This window comes from Bremerella cremea, from assembly GCF_039541315.1.
In the GTDB taxonomy this organism is placed as follows: domain Bacteria; phylum Planctomycetota; class Planctomycetia; order Pirellulales; family Pirellulaceae; genus Bremerella; species Bremerella cremea.
Genome location: NZ_BAABFZ010000005.1, coordinates 1,287,936 through 1,306,214, shown reverse-complemented (window position 1 = coordinate 1,306,214; position 18,279 = coordinate 1,287,936). Strand labels below are relative to the sequence as shown.

At 55.9% G+C, this 18,279-nt stretch carries 13 protein-coding genes; 4 read left to right on the top strand and 9 right to left on the bottom strand.

Annotated elements, in window-relative coordinates:
- Nucleotides 1–42: 42 nt before the first annotated feature.
- Complete coding sequence (locus ABD890_RS22145; RefSeq protein WP_345094661.1) at nucleotides 43–2,754, bottom strand: DUF1592 domain-containing protein; 2,712 nt, start codon at nucleotides 2,752–2,754, stop codon at nucleotides 43–45.
- Nucleotides 2,755–3,154: 400 nt separating this feature from the next.
- On the opposite strand from ABD890_RS22145, the gene ABD890_RS22140 reads away from it, so the two are divergent.
- Nucleotides 3,155–4,774 (top strand): NAD-dependent malic enzyme, encoded by a 1,620-nt coding sequence (locus tag ABD890_RS22140; protein WP_345094659.1) that lies wholly within the window; start codon nucleotides 3,155–3,157, stop codon nucleotides 4,772–4,774.
- Between the two features lie 326 nt (nucleotides 4,775–5,100).
- On the top strand, nucleotides 5,101–6,555 hold the full coding sequence (locus ABD890_RS22135) for a DUF1570 domain-containing protein (RefSeq protein WP_345094657.1): 1,455 nt from the start codon (nucleotides 5,101–5,103) through the stop codon (nucleotides 6,553–6,555).
- A 101-nt stretch (nucleotides 6,556–6,656) separates the two neighbouring features.
- Here the strand turns inward: ABD890_RS22135 and ABD890_RS22130 are convergent, their stop codons facing one another.
- The 8 genes from ABD890_RS22130 to ABD890_RS22095 all read right to left on the bottom strand — a co-directional run bounded on the left by ABD890_RS22130 (nucleotide 6,657) and on the right by ABD890_RS22095 (nucleotide 15,304).
- Nucleotides 6,657–9,842, bottom strand: a complete 3,186-nt coding sequence (locus ABD890_RS22130; RefSeq protein WP_345094656.1) for an efflux RND transporter permease subunit — start codon at nucleotides 9,840–9,842, stop codon at nucleotides 6,657–6,659.
- Entirely contained in the window at nucleotides 9,839–11,152 is a 1,314-nt protein-coding gene (locus ABD890_RS22125; RefSeq protein ID WP_345094654.1) for an efflux RND transporter periplasmic adaptor subunit, read from the bottom strand. The genes ABD890_RS22130 and ABD890_RS22125 overlap by 4 nt, the downstream gene beginning before the upstream one ends.
- Before the next feature lie 472 nt (nucleotides 11,153–11,624).
- Nucleotides 11,625–12,029: an HTTM domain-containing protein gene (locus ABD890_RS22120; RefSeq protein WP_345095067.1), complete on the bottom strand. Its 405-nt coding sequence runs from the start codon at nucleotides 12,027–12,029 to the stop codon at nucleotides 11,625–11,627.
- Nucleotides 11,995–12,393, bottom strand: coding sequence for an HTTM domain-containing protein (locus ABD890_RS22115; protein ID WP_345094652.1), 399 nt, complete (start codon nucleotides 12,391–12,393; stop codon nucleotides 11,995–11,997). The genes ABD890_RS22120 and ABD890_RS22115 overlap by 35 nt, the downstream gene beginning before the upstream one ends.
- Nucleotides 12,372–12,557, bottom strand: a complete 186-nt coding sequence (locus tag ABD890_RS22110; protein WP_345094650.1) for a hypothetical protein — start codon at nucleotides 12,555–12,557, stop codon at nucleotides 12,372–12,374. Before ABD890_RS22110 ends, ABD890_RS22115 begins: the two co-directional genes overlap by 22 nt.
- Before the next feature lie 141 nt (nucleotides 12,558–12,698).
- Complete coding sequence (locus ABD890_RS22105; protein WP_345094648.1) at nucleotides 12,699–13,070, bottom strand: hypothetical protein; 372 nt, start codon at nucleotides 13,068–13,070, stop codon at nucleotides 12,699–12,701.
- Nucleotides 13,071–13,131: 61 nt separating this feature from the next.
- Entirely contained in the window at nucleotides 13,132–14,193 is a 1,062-nt protein-coding gene (locus ABD890_RS22100) for an NAD(P)-dependent alcohol dehydrogenase (RefSeq protein WP_345094646.1), read from the bottom strand.
- A 202-nt stretch (nucleotides 14,194–14,395) separates the two neighbouring features.
- Nucleotides 14,396–15,304, bottom strand: coding sequence for an AraC family transcriptional regulator (locus ABD890_RS22095; RefSeq protein ID WP_345094644.1), 909 nt, complete (start codon nucleotides 15,302–15,304; stop codon nucleotides 14,396–14,398).
- A gap of 411 nt (nucleotides 15,305–15,715) precedes the next feature.
- Here ABD890_RS22095 and ABD890_RS22090 point away from each other — a divergent pair, with 411 nt between their 5' ends.
- Both ABD890_RS22090 and ABD890_RS22085 read left to right on the top strand, forming a co-directional pair.
- The gene (locus ABD890_RS22090; RefSeq protein ID WP_345094642.1) at nucleotides 15,716–16,705 is read left to right on the top strand and encodes an aldo/keto reductase; all 990 of its coding nucleotides are present in this window, start codon (nucleotides 15,716–15,718) and stop codon (nucleotides 16,703–16,705) included.
- 96 nt (nucleotides 16,706–16,801) lie between these two features.
- The gene (locus ABD890_RS22085) at nucleotides 16,802–18,244 is read left to right on the top strand and encodes an MFS transporter (protein WP_345094640.1); all 1,443 of its coding nucleotides are present in this window, start codon (nucleotides 16,802–16,804) and stop codon (nucleotides 18,242–18,244) included.
- The last annotated feature ends 35 nt before the right edge of the window (nucleotides 18,245–18,279 follow it).

The window sequence follows — 18,279 nt, the reverse complement described above, 5'->3', positions numbered from 1 at the left end:
GCTTCGCGATGGTCGCACGCTGGTGCATGCTTCGGGGATAAGTTATTCCGACAAAAACAGGTCGCTGTGAACGATCGTCTGGACAACGGTCCGCAGGCCATCACCTTGCTGGCGTATCTGGGCAGTGATGGTATCGATCTCGGCCCGATCCTCGAAACCTAGTGGACGCCCGAGACCAAACGTCGCCAGTTTGCGGACGGTTGCTTCAACGAACTGATCTTGGCGATTGTCGAGCAGAAAGCGTTTCAGTCCTTCCATGCCCTCCAGCGTCTCGCCGTTGAATAGCTCGCTCGATGCATCGACTGGTTTGCCACGGATGTCGTCTCGCCATTTACCAAGGGCGTCGAAGTTCTCGAAGGCGAGCCCCCAAGGATCGATCTTCACGTGACATGATTTGCAAGCGGCCTGACTGCGGTGATCTTCCATTCGCTCCCGCAGCGTCATCTTCGCGATCTCCGGATTTGCCAGGTCGATTTGAGGAACCGCAGGTGGTGGCGGGGGAGGGGGATCGGCCAGGATACATTCCAAGAGCCAGATGGCTCGTTTCAATGGATGCGAATCGGGGAAGTCGGAGTTCATCGCCAGCACGCCTGACTGGGTGAGCAGACCGCCACGGGGAACATTCGTTTCGAGATCGACTCGGCGAAATTCGTTACCGTAGACATTCTTCAAGCCGTAATGCCGGGCGAGGCGTTCGTTAACGACTGCATAGTCTGCATGCAAGAAGTCGAGAATGCTCGCGTCGTTGGCCATCACTTCCTCAAACAACGCGACCGGTTCGTGCTGCATCGCTTCTTTCAGCAGCGGGTCGAGCCCTTTGAAGCTAACGAACCCGAGCAACTCCAAATTGAGCCATTGATTGACGAAGTGCTCCGAAAATCGCTCGCTACGAGGATCGGCCAACATCCGATCGACCTGAGCGGAAAGAATGTCCGGGTCGGTCAGCTTGCCACTCGAGGCGACCTCTATCAGTTCATCGTCGGGCAAACTGCACCACAAAAACAGGGCCAGCCGAGTTGCCAAACGGGCGTTTTGCTGCGCATTGGCTTCATCGATTGGGGCAGCCTCGTGCGGACTAGCCTGAGCAACATACAGGAACTGGGGCGAAGACAAAACGGTCGCCAGCACTTCCAGAACTGCGTCCTCGAAGCGTTCGCACTGTGGTCGCATCACGGCAAACAGCTTGAGCTTCCGATCGACTTCCGCCGGGCTCGGAGGACGACGCCATGCCCGAGTCATGAAGCGCGTGATGATCTCGCGGGCATAAGCCGTCTCGTCACCAGAGTTTTCGCTCTCAAAAAAGATCTGCTGATGCGATTTTGGTGGCCACTGCTCGTAGACGGGGGCTTCGACGCAAACGTAGTCGATTTGAATATCACTGGCCGACGCCGCACTGTTGGCGATGCGAATGTACTCGGAAGGGCTCGGCGTATGCCCCATCGGCGAAGTCTTACGAACCGAGTTTCGGGGATAGATCTCGCTGAGCGGGAACTCCCACTGCACGATCTGTGGTGCATCGGGCGTAGCGGTGATAGGAACATCGGCTTCGCTGACTCGCTGCAGGGCTCGGCCTTCGTTGCTTGCTTGCCAGCCGAACAATAGTTGCAGGCTGGGGAAGTTCTTATCTTCCTTGCCAACACGCGAAGCCCGGACGGTGACCCTCATCGTGCCTTCGTCCGGAATCTGATTGCCTAGTTCGACCACGATGTTGCGGCGTTGGCCTCCAGGCAAGATCGCGACATGGTCGTAGTCTTCCGGGAACTCCGCTTTCGTTTTGATCGGGGCGAACGCGTACCTGGCACCGTAATAAGCCCATTCGGCCTGGGCGGTGCGTCCGGTCGACAACTGCTGATAGTAAGGCGTACGGAAGGTTTGCTTGGCGTTCTTTTCCAGCTTCGCTAGTTCTTCCGCCAGCTTCTCGGGATTGTCTTTGTGTTCTTTCTTCGCTTTAGCGACCTGTTGATCTTGCTGCTTGAACTCGCGTTCGGCCGCTTGCTTCATCGAGATGCCCCAATAGATCGGCTCAGGACGCGGACCCGAGACGGTCGCTTTGTCGAGCGCTTCGCGAGCCAGGCGATGATAGGTTTCAAACTGCGAAACCGAAACATGCAGCAGATCCGAGCTGTTCTCGAAACCTTCTTCGGAATGAGGTTCCGGCGGCAGGTCTTTGGCGAAGTCCCACGGCAGCCCCAGCAAGTCTTGCAGGGCGTAGTTGTATTCGTAACGCGTCAGGCGACGAAACGCCGAGTGTGAACCTGATTGCCGACGAACGATCGAGGCGGCTTCGAGTTCCCGCGACAGCCAATCGACCACCACGCGTCGGTCCGCTTCGTCCATGTCCATATCGTCTGGCGGCGGCATCTCGCCTTTGGTCACCACCGAGAATACTTCCGCCCACCACTCGGTGTCTTTTCCCTTCAAGATGTCAGGGTCGAGGCTTGAAACCTGGAAGTTGCCTTCCATCGCATCGGCGCCGTGGCAGTCGTAGCAGTATTGGGTTAGCAGCGGCTTGATCTTGTCCTGAAAGGTTTTCAGGTCGGCTTCCGGAGGCTTGCCATCGGCCGGCAGGGCCTTGGGGCCATTTGCTGTCGAGTGAAATCTGGATCGGGTCAGGCCCGTTTGCTTTAACTGTTCGAGGCTGGGAAGTTCCGCTTCTGCGGCAGGGTCCACTTCTGCCGCAGAAGCGGCGTGGATACTGGCGCATAGCAAGATCACGCAAAGGATCCGGCAAGTTGTCTTCGATGGGATCGACATAAGGCAACAGACCACGAAAGGCAGGCAGGTTCACGAGGTATCTGCGGGGAACGGCAGATGAACCGAAGGGGGCGTTGGGGCAGGTAACACTCAGTCTAAAGCAATCGAATCGGCCCGCCAATATAAATTTGCGATTCGGGCAGGCTCGAGTTTGAGCGTTGCCCACTCCGATAGGCCGGTTGTCCGCTGGAACCAGGTACAAAAATTCACCCCCGAAGCTGCTACGCAGTGGGGGAGGTTGGCCCAAAAAGAAGGGCATGCCAAGCACGATCCTTCCCCGGCACCCAACCGCTACAACCCTTACCCCGGTCGGGATGTGGGTGATGAAACTTGCTTGCCCGATAGCCTGGGCTAGTCTTGCGCGTTGACTAATGTCTTCGCTAATCACCCGGAACCGACCATGGACAGCGCCAGCCAGTTTGCCGTTTTGAACGATCCTCTCAGCAATCAGGGGACCGCCTTCACAGAAGAACAACGTTACTCGTTTGGACTGGAAGGGTTACTGCCATCGGGCGTCGACACGCTCGAACGCCAAATCGAGCGCGTTCTTGGCCAACTGGATGCCAAGCCGAACGATCTGGAACGTTATGTTTATCTGCAAGATCTGGTCGAGCGAAACCAGACGTTGTTCTATGCCACGCTGATGAGCGATCCGGCCCGCTTCATTCCGATTGTCTATGATCCGACGATCGCCGATGCGTGCCTTGGGTATGGTCACTTGTTCCGTCGCCCGCAGGGGATGTACTTGAACAAGCGGATGAAGAATCACTTTGCCACCGTGCTGAAGAATTGGCCGAACAAAGATGTCCGCTTCATTTGCGTGACCAGTGGCGGGCGAATTCTGGGATTGGGCGATATCGGCGTGAACGGTGCCCCGATTCCGATTGGCAAGCTGCAGCTATACACGGCTTGTGCTGGGGTGCCTCCCGAGGTTTTGCTACCAATTCATCTCGACATCGGTACCTCGAACGCCGCCTTGCGAGCCGATCCGCTGTACTTGGGGCTTCGCGAAGCTCCACCGACGCCAGATGAAGTTGACTCGATCGTCGATGCCTTCATGGAAGCGGCCAACGAAGTTTTTCCTGGCGTTTGTGTTCACTTCGAGGACTGGAAAGGTTCCGATGCGATCCGCCTGTTGCATCGCTATCAAGACAAGTATCTCGTCTATAACGACGACATTCAGGGCACCGCAAGCGTCGCCCTGGCCGGGCTGATTACGGCTCTGCAGATCAAGAAGGAACCACTGAGTGACCAGCGTATCTTGTTCGCGGGTGCCGGCTCGGCCGGGATCGGGATCGCCAACATGATGGTCGAAGCGATGGTTCAGCAAGGTCTGGGGGAAGCGGAAGCTCGCACGAAGATCACCATGTTCGACGAGAACGGTCTGTTAGTCTCGAGCCGCAAAGACCTGAGCGATTCACAGAAGGTTTATGCCCGACAAGATAAGCCGATTCGTCGCTTGGAAGAGGCCGTGAAGCACGTTAAGCCAACCATCTTGATTGGCGTCAGCACGGTTGGCGGACTGTTTACTGAAGGTGTGGTGAAGGCGATGTATGGCAAGTGCGATCGCCCGATCATCTTCCCGCTGAGCAATCCCACCGATCATGCGGAAGCAACTGCCGAGCAGATCTATAAGTGGACCAATGGAGCGGCGTTAGTCGCTGCAGGTGTGCAGTTTGACGACGTGATGCTGAACGCCAAGAAGTTCCATCCTGGCCAGGCCAACAACTTCTATATCTTCCCGGCGGTGGGTATGGCGGTTTACGCGACCCGGCCCAAACGGATCACCGACGCGACCTTTATCGCCGCTGCCCACGGAAGTGCCGATCAGGTCAGCCAGTCCGATCGCAAGCATGGCATGTTGTTTCCACGCCAAGATTCGATCCTCGAGACCGAAATCACCACGGCGGCTCGCGTTGCTGAGTTCATCTTCGACCAAGGCGATGCCACCGTCGAACGCCCGGAAGACATCCGTGGATGGATCGAATCGATGGTCTATAACCCTAAGTACGGCGCATAACGCGTTCGCACTTCGAGTTGAAAGCGATAACGAGACCGGGCAGCGTTAGCACCATGCAGCGCTGCCCGGCGTTGTTTCTTGCTGGCAGATCGATTTTGCTTGACCGATTGCCAAGGTTTTCAAGTGAAAGTTCGGGTCTTTAAAAAGTACTGTTTTTGTGCCGGTCGACGTTGATCGGTGTGATCGAAAGAACCGGAATGTTTGGCGGACGATCCTTGAGCAATCAAATGAAAGTCGCAAAGTTTGTTTTGCGAACCCTCCGTTCAACGGGCATAATCCGGGTGGTATCTACTCACCCGGACTCACTTTTCCCCGGCAGAGTTTTTATGATTGCTCGCTCGATCTTCAGCCTGATTCTGGGGCTGGTATGCGTTTCTTCTGCTTTCGCTGATCTGGTTCTGTACAACGTTCCTGGCACCGATCTGGTCTTCATTCTGCAAGGCCGTGCGTCGGTGAACCCCGGGGCGACGGTGACGTTTCGTCATTCGACGTTCGGCAACTTGTACATGAACGCATCGGACGTGAAGATCTTCAAAGTCCCGTCGGTGCAATCGCAAGCGGTCAACCAATTGAACTCGGCCAAGGCGGCCGGTGATCTTTCTGGTTGTCTGGATGCGGCCCGTCATGCGTTGCGTGTGGGTAAGCTCGACATCTTCTATCAGGCCTGTAAAGCAGCATGGGAGATCGATCCGAATGACGACCGGGTGAAGAAGCTGGTCGATCTGAAGATGAAGATCACCAAGCCAGTTCCGATTGATCCGGCTCAGGAAAAGATCATGCGCGACTTCACCAAGAACCGCGCCGACATGAGCTTTCTGCGAAGCAAGCACTTCCTGCTTCTGCACGACACCGGCGACAAGAAAGATCGCCGCACTGGCAAGACCCGAGCCGAGGAACGCCTGGAACTGCTCGAGACCGTTTACGAGAGCTTCCTGATGAAGTTCTGCCTGGAGGGTGTCGAGCTGGATGTGCCAGACAAACTGCTGATGGTGGTGCTGTTCGCCGAGCATAGCGAGTATCTCCAGTTCGTCAATTTGCTGGGGCCAGACCTCGCTTCGGCGGCGGGCTTCTTCCATCGCATTGACAATGTTGCTGTCTTCTACGACCAAGGCACGGATCAATCGTTCGAGGTGCTGAACATGCTGAATAAGCGTATTCAAAGCCAGCGCGACGAGATCGTGCGCCGGAAAATCGGCGGTCTGGCGGACGTGATTCGCTTCGCTGATACGCTTAGTTTGTTGATTGAAGTGAAACGTGAGAACCTGGACATCGAAGTGGTTAGCCACGAAGCGACCCATCAGCTTGCTGCCAATACGGGACTGATGCCAGGCAATGCCCCGGTGCCGGTTTGGGCTGCGGAAGGTCTGGCAACTTATTTCGAGTCACCGAAGCAAGCCGCGTGGAGCGGTATCGGTGCGGTCAATGCGGAGCGATTGGGTTGGTATCGCGAGCTGGCTCCGATCCGCAACATCTCGAACATCGACTTCATTGCCTCTGATCAGATCTTCACGCGTGCGGCGAATAACTTCTCGACGCTACACGGTTATGGTCAGGCCTGGGCGTTGACTCACTTCCTGATGGACAAACACTTCGACAAGCTGATCGAATACTACCGGGAATTGGGCAAGATGCCGAAGGCGACGCACACCACGCCGGAAGAGCTGCAGAAGGTCTTCGACAAGGTGTTCGGCAAAGACAAGCAAGCCCTCGATGGCCAGTGGCGAGCTTACATGCGTTCACTGAAGACCGATCTCGAGCAAACGCTGGAAGACGCACGCTAAATTCGCGCATTACCAAAACAAAATAAGAGGAGGCCCCAAGCGTTCTTGGGGCCTCCTCTTATTGTTAATGCATCGGTCAGACGATGGTCTGAGCGAATGGACTACTTCGCTTCGGCGACTGCCGGTGCTGGGGTCGCAGTTGTTTCGGCTTCCGGCGTCTTCTTCTGCGCGAACCGGCGAAGCACCACGTAGAAGACGGGCGTCAGGAATAGACCGAACAAGGTCACGCCCAGCATGCCTGCGAACACCGCGGTTCCGAGCACGCGACGCATCTCGAACCCAGCCCCCGTTGCGATCAGCAGCGGAATCACCCCGAGGATAAACGAGAAAGCAGTCATCAAAATCGGACGCAGACGCAGACGACATGCTTCGACGGCGGCCTCGAAGCGATTCTTGCCGGCGTCTTCTTCCGCTTTCGCGAACTCGACGATCAGAATCGCATTCTTACAAGCCAGACCCACGAGAACGATAAAGCCGATCTGCGTCAGGATGTTGTTGTCCATCCCTCGGAACCAAATCCCGATTAGGGCAAACAGCAAACAAAGCGGAACGATCAAAATGATCGCCAGTGGAAGCAACCAGCTTTCGTACTGCGCGGCCAGCGTCAGGAACACGAATAACACCGCCAACGGGAACAAGTAGACAATCGTGTTGCCTGCTTGGCGTTCCTGGTAAGCGATATCGGTCCATGCATAACCAAAACCTGGTGGAAGGGTGGTCTGAGCCAACTGTTCCATCGTGTCGAGCGATTGACCGGTACTGAAACCTGCCACTGTGTCGCCATTGAGGTCGGCGGCTGGGTAGAGGTTGAATCGCACCAGGCGGTCGGGACCGGTAACGGTCTTCACGTTCACCAGCGAACCGAGCGAAACGCTTGCGCCGCGAGCACTCCGCGTGCGAAGTTGCATAATGTCGCTCGCTTCATCGCGGAACTCAGGCTCCGCCTGAGCGGTCACACGATAGGTTCGTCCCAGGAAGTTGAAGTCGTTTACATAGAGCGAACCAAGGTAAACCTGTAACGCCTCGAAGACATTCCCGACCGGCACGTCCAGCATTTCTGCCTTCGTACGATCCACGTCGGCGTAAATCTGAGGAACGCTCAAGCGATAGTTCGAGTACACCTGAACCAGGCCAGGCTGCTGATTGGCTTCGGCAACCATACGCTGCGTCACTAGGTCCAACGCATCGATCCCAGCACCACTTTGGTCTTGGAGATACATCTTGTAACCGCCACCACGGCCGATACCACGGACCGGCGGAGGTGGAATGACGAAGATCTCGGCCTCGTTGATCGAAGAAACGGCCTGCCGCAGGTCGGCGACAATCGCGTTGGCCGTTCGCCCGCGGGCACCACGTTCTTTCGAGTCTTCCAGCGGAAGGAACGACACGGCGGCGTTCGGGCTGATCGTGAAGGTCGAACCCGACAAACCGGCGATACCGACCGAGTGAGCCACGCCATCGATCTTACCGCCGAGTTCGGCCACCTTTCGAGTGACGACGTCGGTTCGCGACAATGCCGCACCATCGGGCAGACGAATGGCGACGATCAAGTACCCTTGGTCCATAGCCGGAACGAAGCCGGTCGGAACCAGGTCGAAGCTTTTCCACGTGCAAACCAGCATCACGACGTACAGCAGCAGCACGAATGCCGAGACCCGCACGATTCGCGAAATGATCCATGCATACGCGTCGCTTGTGATATCGAACGTCTTGTTGAACAAGCGGAAGAACCAGCCAAACAGTTTGTCCCCCAGCTTTGCGAGGCCCTTCTTTTCTTCGTTCTTCGGACGGAGCAAGATCGCACACATGGCTGGGCTGAGTGTCAGCGAGACAAAGGTCGAGAATGCCGTCGAGATCGCAATCGTAATGGCGAACTGTTGATAGAACTTACCACTGATGCTGGGGATGAAGACGGTCGGAACGAACACCGCGATCAGCACCAGGGTGGTGGCGATCAGGGCGGAACCAACTTCGTCCATGGCTTTATGCGTCGCGGCCCGTGGATTCATTCCCTCGGCAATCAAACGCTCGACGTTCTCAACGACCACGATCGCGTCGTCCACCACGATCCCGATCGCCAGCACCAAGCCGAACAGCGACAAGGTATTCAGGGACACACCCATGACCTGCATCAGGGCGAACGTTCCAATCAGCGAGATCGGAATGGCGATGACCGGAATAATGGTCGGCCGCCAGCCATGCAGGAAGATGAACACCGTGAAAATCACGAACGCGGTCGTGATGTAAAGCGTATCGAACACTTCGTCGATCGATTCTTTGACGAAGTCGGTCGGGTTGTAAGCGATTTCGTAACCGATACCGACGGGGAAGTCGCGGCTCAGGTCGCTCATGACCTGCTTGACCTGGTCCGCCGTGTCCACGGCATTCGTACCAGGCCGCTGATAGACGAGCACCGCGACGGCTGGCTTGCCATCGAGGTAGCTGAGTCGCGAATAGTCCTGGGCACCCAGTTCCACGCGGGCCACATCGCTCAGACGCGTCACACGACCATCTTCACCACGCTTGATGATGATCTGGCCGAACTCTTCGGTATCCTTCAAACGACCTTGGGTAGTGACGTTCAACTGGAACGCACCCACATCGCTGGTCGGAGGCTGACCGATCACACCGGCGGCGACTTGAACGTTCTGACCGCGAATCGCGGAGATCACGTCACCTGGCATCAAACCCAGGTGAGTCATCCGCTCGATATCGAGCCAGACTCGCATGGCGTATTCGTTACCACCGGCGATACGCACGTCACCGACGCCGTCCAAACGCATGAGCGCGTCGCGAACTCGGAGGAACGCGTAGTTACTGATATAGAGCTGATCGCGAGTGCTGTCTGGCGAATTCAAGTGAACCACCATCAGCATGTCGGGAATCTGTTTACTCGTGGTCACACCGATCTGCCGGACCGATTCAGGCAGGCGAGGTTCGGCGATGGCGACGCGGTTTTGCACCAGCACCTGGGCATCGTCGAGGTCGGTCCCCAGTTTGAAGGTCACGGTCAACTGCATGGTACCGTCGGCACTCGACGACGATTCCATGTATAGCATGTCGTCCACGCCGTTCATTTCCTGCTCGATCGGCGTCGCCACCGTATCGGCGATCACTTGTGGCGTCGCACCAGGGTAACTGGCACGCACCACGATCGTGGGAGGAACGACGTCAGGGTACTGCGAAACAGGCAGGGCAAAGTAGGTGATGCCGCCCACCAAAACCACGATAAAAGAGAGCACCGCGGCAAAGATCGGACGTTCGATAAAGAAGTGGGAAAACTTCATTGAACGACCTCTGCTTTCTTCGGTGTCGCCTGGAAGGTCTCAGTTGGTGTGGTGATCGACGTCAGACCTGGCGAAATCCATTCCTCCGCCGGAAGCGGTAGATAGGTATTCGGCAGACCATCTTCAATCACAGCGATCTCGCCTGGCTCGGTTTTGACGTCCATTCCTGGACGACCCAACAGAAGACCTTGGATTACCAGTTGTTCGTCGCCGGTCAGACCTTCACGCACCACACGCAAGCCATCGACGATTGGGCCCAGCGTGACCTGGCGGCGTTCGATCTTGTTGTCTGCAACGATGTAGACGTATTGCGAAGACTGGTCGGTTCCGATGGAAGAATCGGGGATCAGGATCGCTTCGTATGCGGCACTTCCTGGTAAGCGAACCTTGCCGAACATCCCGGGGACGAGCACCTGATCTTCATTCCGGAAAATGCAGCGGACTCGCATGCTGGCGGTGTCGGTATCAAAACGGTTGTCGACGAACTCCATGTGCCCCATGTGCGGGAACTGGTCTTCGTCCGACAGGCCCAGGTAGACCGGGTTCTTCGCTTCTCGCGAGCTCTTACGTTTTCCTTGCTGGGCAAGGCGAATGTATTTGAGGGCCTGGTGTTCGTTGACGTCGAACGTGCAATAGATCGGCTGAACCGAAGCGATCGTCGTTAATAAGCTGGAAGTCGCCGTCCCGCCACTCACCAGGTTGCCCTCGGTGATGTATTCGCGACTGATGCGACCGGTGACCGGTGCATAGATCCGGGTGTAATTCAAATCGAGCTGAGCCGACTCGATGGCCGCCTCGGCCGCTTCGATCGCCGCGGCAGCCGTTCCCTGTGCGGCTTCCGCCGAACTGATGCTGGCCAAGGCGGAAGCAACATTGGCTTGGGCTTGGGTAAATTCGGCTTCCCGCTGATCGAGTTCGTCCTGGGCGACCGCACTGCTTACACGAAGCGTACGAGTACGCTTCACGCGGGCATCCGCCAACTGGACTTGAGCGTCAGCCTGTTTTTGCTGAGCTTTTGCCTCTTCCATCTGGGCATGTGCCTGGGACAGTTGGGATTTGGCCTGGCTCAGCTGAGCCTTCGCCCCATTGAGCGTCGCTTCAAAGGGACGCGGGTCAATGATGAACAAGAGGTCGCCTTGCTTCACCATCTGACCTTCGTCGAAGTGAATCGACTGCAGATACCCACTTACGCGGGATCGGACTTCAACAAACTCGATGGGTTCCATGCGGCCGGTGTAGGCATCCCATTCGACGATTTCCTTTCGAACAGGCTGCGCTACGGTCATGGTGGGCGCAGGAGGCTTGGGCATTTCGCGAGCAGACTGGTTGCATCCCAGTAGCCCGATCAGAAGAACGCTACACGAAATTACCGAGTTCGGCAGCGTAAGAGCTCGAAGCAAAGGCATAGTGTCAGATGTTTTTGTAAAGAACTATTCGGATAGAATGCTGGCTTTTTCCGGACTTCGCAACGACCAAGACATCGATTGCAAAGCTGACGCAACAAGCACACTGCTACGTCGAAGGTGGGGGCAGATTGTCGGGGGGTGAGTTAGGGACGCGAATTATTGATATATCTACCAATTCGAGTCATTGGACTAATCTTAGACACTTCGTCTCTCGGGTCGAGAGGGTAAAGGTCCAAGATCTTTAGCAAATTCTCTAATCAAAAAAGTCTGATGAGTTGGCTTCCCCTCAGAGGGGCGGATTTGACCCGCACGAGCTGCGCGTCCCCGCAGACAACTGCTAGGGTGATGACGTGTTGACCTGGGCTGGCCGCATCATCTAAGGGACATCGAGGTCGAGAATTTGTTCCCACTGATCGAGTGGTGCCGACCAACTTTCGGCCCGCAAAGGCTCTTCGAGCGGGACGATCCAAGGTTGCGGAAACCAACTTCGCTGCACCGCGCAGTAATCGACTGTCGGATCCATCAGCAGTTGCGGCTTGCGGCCATTGAGTGCCGCGATATTGAGAACGTAGATCTGTAGATCTTTGCCCATGCGGCTGATCTGGCGCTCGTTGAGAAAGTCGCTGACCTTCACCAGACCGCGAGTGCCGGTCGCCGGGGCGATAACATAAAAGCGAATGCCAACATCTTTCTCACGCAGCATCATATGCCAGGCGAAGTGATGTCCTTCTTCAGTCCAACTGACATCACCGGGGTAAAGGAAGTGTCGGAAGGGAAGGATCAGTTGCCAGCCATAACTTCAGCGGCTGCGAGTTGAGCCAGTCGTAGTTCAGCTTTGCCAGGCCCCCATAGAAATAGGGTATCCCGAGTTGAAGCCGCAATAGCCAAAGCGTCCACGCTGGGGCCTGAGTACTTGGTTTCACCCAGCGAAAATAGGCATCGACGGAACAAGCTCGATTGGCTGGCAGAAAAAACAAGATGCCGCTGAGCAAGCAGATTAAGTAGCAATGGTTCTGAGAAAGGGCTTTCTCGATCAGAAATAGATGCGTGTATCCCAGGAAGAACAACAGCGACGACAAGCGAAAGCAGCATCCAAGCGTGATTCCTGTCGCGGCAACGCACATCACCGCCACATGGAAGTACATTCCTTCGCCTGGCCAAGGCTCCACCCAGCAAAGCCTGGATAGGTGAAATGAAAGTCAGGCAGGACGTAGAAGAAATGAATCCGGTGGTCGACCGTCATGCCGTACAAGTGATAAAGCATCATCACGCCGAAAAAGACGCGAAAGAAGACGAGAGGTGCAACCACTGGTATCGCGACACCAAGGCACGTGTGTCGTGTGAGGATTCGGTCGGAGAGGTCGCGGGACTAAGCATGCGAAAAGATTGCTCGATCAAGTGCGAAATGGTCGCGAGTCACAATCGCAAAAGTTCCGTTACATCGCTGTGGTTACGAACCGCGTGTCACTTCGGCCGGACCTTTGCGATAAAGATGGATCTGCAGATCGTTGTCGGCCGGCGGGACTTCGACGTCGACTTGCTTTCCGCCGGGGATAAAGCGATTTCGCATCACCAATTGCTCGTCATCTTCCGGATCGGGCCGAAAGAACGTGACCGTGTGCTCGCCAATAATTGCACCGTCGTTGTTGCCATAGGTCGACAGCATGAACTTGCCGTCGCTACCGATCGTTCCGCTGGCCGCTTTGCCAGAAGAGAGCGGATCGGCATTGCTCGTCACTTTCGGGGTGAAAGTGACATGGCCTTCGGTGACTGGTTTGCCATCCAGTTCGACATAACCGGTGACCGGGACAACATCTTTCATGTAGCTTGCCCGACCACTTAAAGTACGGTTGTCGATCGAATCATTTTTCGTCGCTGGCGGATTATTCTTCTTTCAGCGAAGCCATGTCGATGCAGAAGCGATATTTTACGTCCGATTTCAGCAGGCGTTCGTACGCCTCGTTGGCTTTCTGAATCGGAATGACTTCAACATCGGCGGTGATATTCTTTTCGCCGCAGTAGTCGAGCATCTCTTGCGTTTCGGCGATTCCGCCAATGTTCGATCCCGCCAGGTTGCGGCGTCCCATCAGCAGAGCGAAGCCAGAGACCTGCATCGGATTCTCGTTTGCACCGACGATGGTCATCGTTCCGTCATGCGTCAGCATGTTCAGATACATGTTCACATCGTGATCGGCCGAAACGGTGTCGAGGATGAAATCGAACGTGCCGGCATGCTTCTGCATCTCAGCGGCATCTTTTGACAAGATCACCTCGTCGGCGCCCAATCGCAGGGCATCTTCTTTTTTGTGAGGCGACGTGGTGAAGACCACCGTGTGGGCACCGAACGCATGCGAGAACTTCACACCCATATGACCGAGCCCGCCAAGGCCAACGATGCCGACCTTTTTGCCGGCGGTAACACCCCAGCGACGTAGTGGCGAATAGGTGGTGATGCCGGCACACAGTAGCGGTGCGGTTCCGGAGAGATCGAGGTTCGATGGCAGGTGCAGCGCGAAATGTTCTTTCACAACGATACTATCGGAATACCCACCATACGTGACCGGTGCTGTGCCATGATGGTCCGGGCCGTTGAAGGTGAGGACCTGGTTAGGGCAAAGGTTCTCTAGGTCGGCCTGGCATTGCGGGCACGACAAATCGGAATCAACCAGGCAGCCGACCGCCGCCAGATCGCCCGGCTTGAAACGCGTCACACTGGAACCGACCTTAGTAACACGTCCGACAATTTCGTGGCCCGGGACAATCGGATAGACGGTAGGCATCACGCTTTGCCACTCGTTGCGAACCATGTGCAGGTCGGAGTGACAGATCCCGCTGTACAGAATCTCGATCTGCACGTCTTGTTCTGTCGGATCGCGACGAGGGATCGAAGTGGATGCCAAGGGAGAAGTAGCGCTGGATGCCGCATACGCACGAGTCTGGTACATAATTCGAGTTCTCTGAATATTGGCGAGGCGATGGAGAGATTAGCAGTCGAGATTGAATAACAACTGCAATAACTGCTCAGTGGTTTTGATTTTAGAAGCTCAGGAAATCAAACCGGTAGAATGATGCTCGTCGATTCTTGATCAATCCTCTGAGCATCGCAGAAAAATATTGTCAGGTTGCCTTTGGCTACGCAGCAATGTCTCAGGCGAGCGTTGCCTCGCGAATGCGTTCGATATCGCGTTTGGGTGGTAGGCCGAACTGCCGTTTGTATTCGCGATTAAACTGTGCCGCATCTTCGTAGCCGACTTTGAATGCGGCTTCGGCGGCATCGCTGTTTTCGTCCAGCATTAAACGCCGTGCTTCCTGCAAACGCAGCTTCTTTTGAAACTGGAGCGGACTCATTGATGTGGCCGCTTTGAAGTGGGCATGAAAGCTGGAGACGCTCATGTTCACGTCGCTCGCCAGATCTTCGATGCGCATGGGTTGATCGAAGTTACTGCGAATCGAATTCACCGCTCGCACCATCCGATGCGATTTGCCACCGAACTTGGCCAGGTGCCGGAGCCGTGCTCCTTGATCCCCGACCAGCAGGCGAAAGATGATCTCGCGCTTGGCCATCGGGGCGAGGACCTGGTATTCCAGCGGATCGTCCAGCATACGAACGAGTCTCAGCACCGCGTTGAGCAGTGGTTCGCTGAGCGTGCTGACGCTGATCCCGATTGGGTTGTGTTCACCGACGTTCAGAGCCGCAAAGCCTGATTCCGAAAGGACTGAAGTCACGTCTGGGGTATCGAGATTCAACCGCAAACTGAGGTAAGGCTCTTTGGTGGTCGCCTCCACAACCTGACCACTCACAGGCAACGCCATCGTGGTGATCAAGTAATGGGCCGGGTCGTAACGGAATCGTTGTTCGCCTAGCAGAACCTCTTTGCTGCCTTGCGAGATGATGCATAAGCAAGGTTCCGCGACCGCGTGCAGTAGATTGCCAGGATGCGAAGCCCGGTTGAGAAAGATGCCTGGCTGCACTTCGAGTCGGCCATCTTCCGGCATCGCTTTGCCGATGCGGCGTGCCAGTTCTTCGTGATCGCGATGAAATTGTTCGGGACTCATTTTCATGCTTTCCGTCTAGGGCCGTCGTTCGCTAAAGCGATTCTATCAACCTGTTTCGGCGGCAGAATAAAAAAACTGAGCGATTAGAGAATCAGACAATGACCTAGTAGTATCGTCATACCTGCCGAGCAGTGGGGCTCCTAGAATTCGACATCGAAGGGGGGAATTGCGAGTTGCGATCACGAATGTCGCGGAGGTTTATCTTATTCGTGGCTGATGTTTCCAATCGAACTTCGGACCTAAGGAGCAGCGCGTAAGTTCATGTCGCGAAGGTCCACCCTTGCTGGAAACCACACCCCCTTGAAGACGCAGGACACTTGGTTCGTGGTGAGTTCACTTTGTGGGGGCGCGGCATCTTTCCGAGGTTTTCCTGCTTAAAAACGCTAACAGCACACCGTCGGGAGCAAAACGATGAAAACGCGAACATTGGGATCGAAGAAGTTGGAAGTTTCGGCCCTTGGGTTGGGCTGCATGGGAATGAGCTTTGCCTATGGCCAACCGGTGGAAGAATCGGTCGGCATCAACTTGATTCATGCGGCCATCGATTTGGGCGTGACCCTCTTTGACACGGCTGAGGTCTACGGTGCGTACACGAATGAAGTGCTCGTCGGTAAGGCCTTAGCTTCGAAACGAGACAAGGTGAAGATCGCTACGAAGTTCGGCTTTGCCATCGATGAGAATGGCAAACAGTCGGGGCTCGATAGCCGACCAGAGCATATCAAGGAAGTCGTGGAAGCAAGTCTCGTGCGTTTGCAGACCGACCACATCGATCTTCTGTATCAGCATCGCGTTGACCCGAACATCCCAATCGAAGATGTCGCGGGAACGGTCAAGGAATTGATCGAAGCCGGCAAGGTGGGGCACTTTGGACTATCGGAAGCAGGCGTCGATGTGATTCGACGAGCCCACGCGGTGCAGCCCGTTACTGCCCTGCAAAGTGAGTACTCGATGTGGTGGCGCGAGCCGGAAGAAGAAGTGCTGCCAACATTGGAAGAACTGGGAATCGGCTTCGTTCCGTTCAGCCCGCTCGGCAGAGGATTTCTGACGGGGACATTGAATGAGACGACCCGATTCAATAACAGCGACTTCCGGAGCGCGGTCCCTCGTTTCTCGGCGGAGAATCGCAAAGCGAACCAAGACTTCGTGAACCTGGTCCAAGAGGTTGCCGAGTCGAAGCAGGTCACGCCGGCTCAGGTCGCCTTGGCCTGGTTGCTAGCTCAGAAGCCCTGGATCGTGCCGATTCCTGGGACGACCAAGCGACATCGCCTAGAGGAAAACCTGGCAGCTGCTTCGATCGAACTTTCGCGAGTAGAACTGGCAGATATCGATGCCGGCTTATCGAAGCTAACGGTGGTCGGCGATCGCTACACCGAAGCTGGGCAAAAGTTGATTAATCGATAATCGGGTTTAGCATTCCCATAATGGCTCTCGTCCGGAAAGGAAAGTCCGTGGCGAGAGTCGTTTGCCAGCTGAATGATCCCCCAATTAGGAAGTCGAGTGACCGCAACTTCGCAAACGTCCATCCGTACCTCTGAGCCAGCCAAGGAAGAATTGTCTCCAGGCAAGAAAACGTGGATTCTGGTAATTGCCTTAACCACTTATTTGATGATCGTGCTCGATATTTCGATCGTCATCGCCGGCCTGCCCGAGATCGGTCACGACTTTCAACTTTCCCCGGTAAATCTTTCGTGGGTGCAGAACGCTTACCTGCTTTGCTTCGGTGGATTGCTATTGGTGGGGGCACGTGCTGGCGATGCCTATGGCCGCAAACGGATGATGGGAATCGGCCTGGCGATCTTTACGCTTGCTTCGTTGATGATCGGAGCCGCACCCAACGCGATGGTCTTGATCGCCTCGCGAGCGGGGCAGGGAATCGGAGCCGCGATTTTAGCTCCTGCGGTCTTGAGCCTGATCGCGACCACGTTCGCCGAAGGGGAAGAGCGGACTAAGGCTCTGGCCTGGTATTCGATGGTCGCTGGAGCCGGGGCCAGCCTTGGCCTGGTACTGGGGGGCATTCTGACCGAACAGGTTTCGTGGCGTGTCGGTTTTTATATCAACGTTCCGATCGGCATCGGTTTGATGCTGGCGGTGTGGCGTTACCTGGCGAGTCCACGCGTCGGCGATATTCAAATCGACTTCATCGCCGGGCTGGCATCGACGATGGGAATGGGCACACTCGTGTTCGGCATCGTTCATTCGGCTCAATATGGATGGGGCGATCCGATGACGATTGGCTCGCTGTTGATGGCAGCGGTGCTGCTGGGTTGCTTCCTTTTCGGAGAAAAGCGTTCGACGCATCCAATGGTGCCGCTGTGGCTCTTCACGCATCGCACGCGTGCCGGTGCCTACGTTGCCCGAATGTTGTTTCTTGGTGCGATCGTCAGTTTCTTCTTCTTCACGACCCAACTCTTGCAAGAAGTGCTCGGTTACACGCCGATGCAAGCAGGTCTCGCATTTCTGCCGGTTACTATTCCGACCTTCATCGCTGGCATGATGGTCCCATATTTCACGCGTCGAATGGGCAACGGTGGACTGCTTTGTCTTTCGCTCGGCATGTGTTCGGCCGGCATGTTCTGGTTGAGCCTGGCCGATGATTCCGCCTGGTATTGGTCGGACATTGCTTTGCCGATGATCGCCATTGGATTCGGGAATGGGTTTGCCCTGGGACCGTTGACGGTTGCAGGCCTGACCGAAGTCCCGCACCATCATCAAGGGGTGGCGTCAGGCGTGGTGAACGTCGCGCATCAACTAGGTGGAACGTTAGGCCTGGCGATCTTAGTGGTGGTGTTCGCTTCGGCCGAGTTCCCGCAGTGGAGTGCCAACGCGATTCTCGCCGGAAAAATATCGGCCGCGACGACTGGTGGTGCGGTGATGACGTTGTTCGCGATGTTGATTGCGTTCGCGTTCGTGCTGCCGAAAGTGAAACCGCGCGAAGCGTAGTGCAGAACGCTTTCTAGCCCTCGACGACCAGTCGC

Bases quoted from the DNA above. Each gene is read 5' to 3' on its own strand.
- ABD890_RS22100 (WP_345094646.1), bottom strand. From the start codon at position 14,193: ATGTACCAGACTCGTGCGTATGCGGCATCCAGCGCTACTTCTCCCTTG.
- ABD890_RS22090 (WP_345094642.1), top strand. From the start codon at position 15,716: ATGAAAACGCGAACATTGGGATCGAAGAAGTTGGAAGTTTCGGCCCTT.
- ABD890_RS22115 (WP_345094652.1), bottom strand. From the start codon at position 12,393: ATGTACTTCCATGTGGCGGTGATGTGCGTTGCCGCGACAGGAATCACG.
- ABD890_RS22095 (WP_345094644.1), bottom strand. From the start codon at position 15,304: ATGAGTCCCGAACAATTTCATCGCGATCACGAAGAACTGGCACGCCGC.
- ABD890_RS22105 (WP_345094648.1), bottom strand. From the start codon at position 13,070: ATGAAAGATGTTGTCCCGGTCACCGGTTATGTCGAACTGGATGGCAAA.
- ABD890_RS22125 (WP_345094654.1), bottom strand. From the start codon at position 11,152: ATGCCCAAGCCTCCTGCGCCCACCATGACCGTAGCGCAGCCTGTTCGA.
- ABD890_RS22130 (WP_345094656.1), bottom strand. From the start codon at position 9,842: ATGAAGTTTTCCCACTTCTTTATCGAACGTCCGATCTTTGCCGCGGTG.
- ABD890_RS22135 (WP_345094657.1), top strand. From the start codon at position 5,101: ATGATTGCTCGCTCGATCTTCAGCCTGATTCTGGGGCTGGTATGCGTT.
- ABD890_RS22145 (WP_345094661.1), bottom strand. From the start codon at position 2,754: ATGTCGATCCCATCGAAGACAACTTGCCGGATCCTTTGCGTGATCTTG.
- ABD890_RS22140 (WP_345094659.1), top strand. From the start codon at position 3,155: ATGGACAGCGCCAGCCAGTTTGCCGTTTTGAACGATCCTCTCAGCAAT.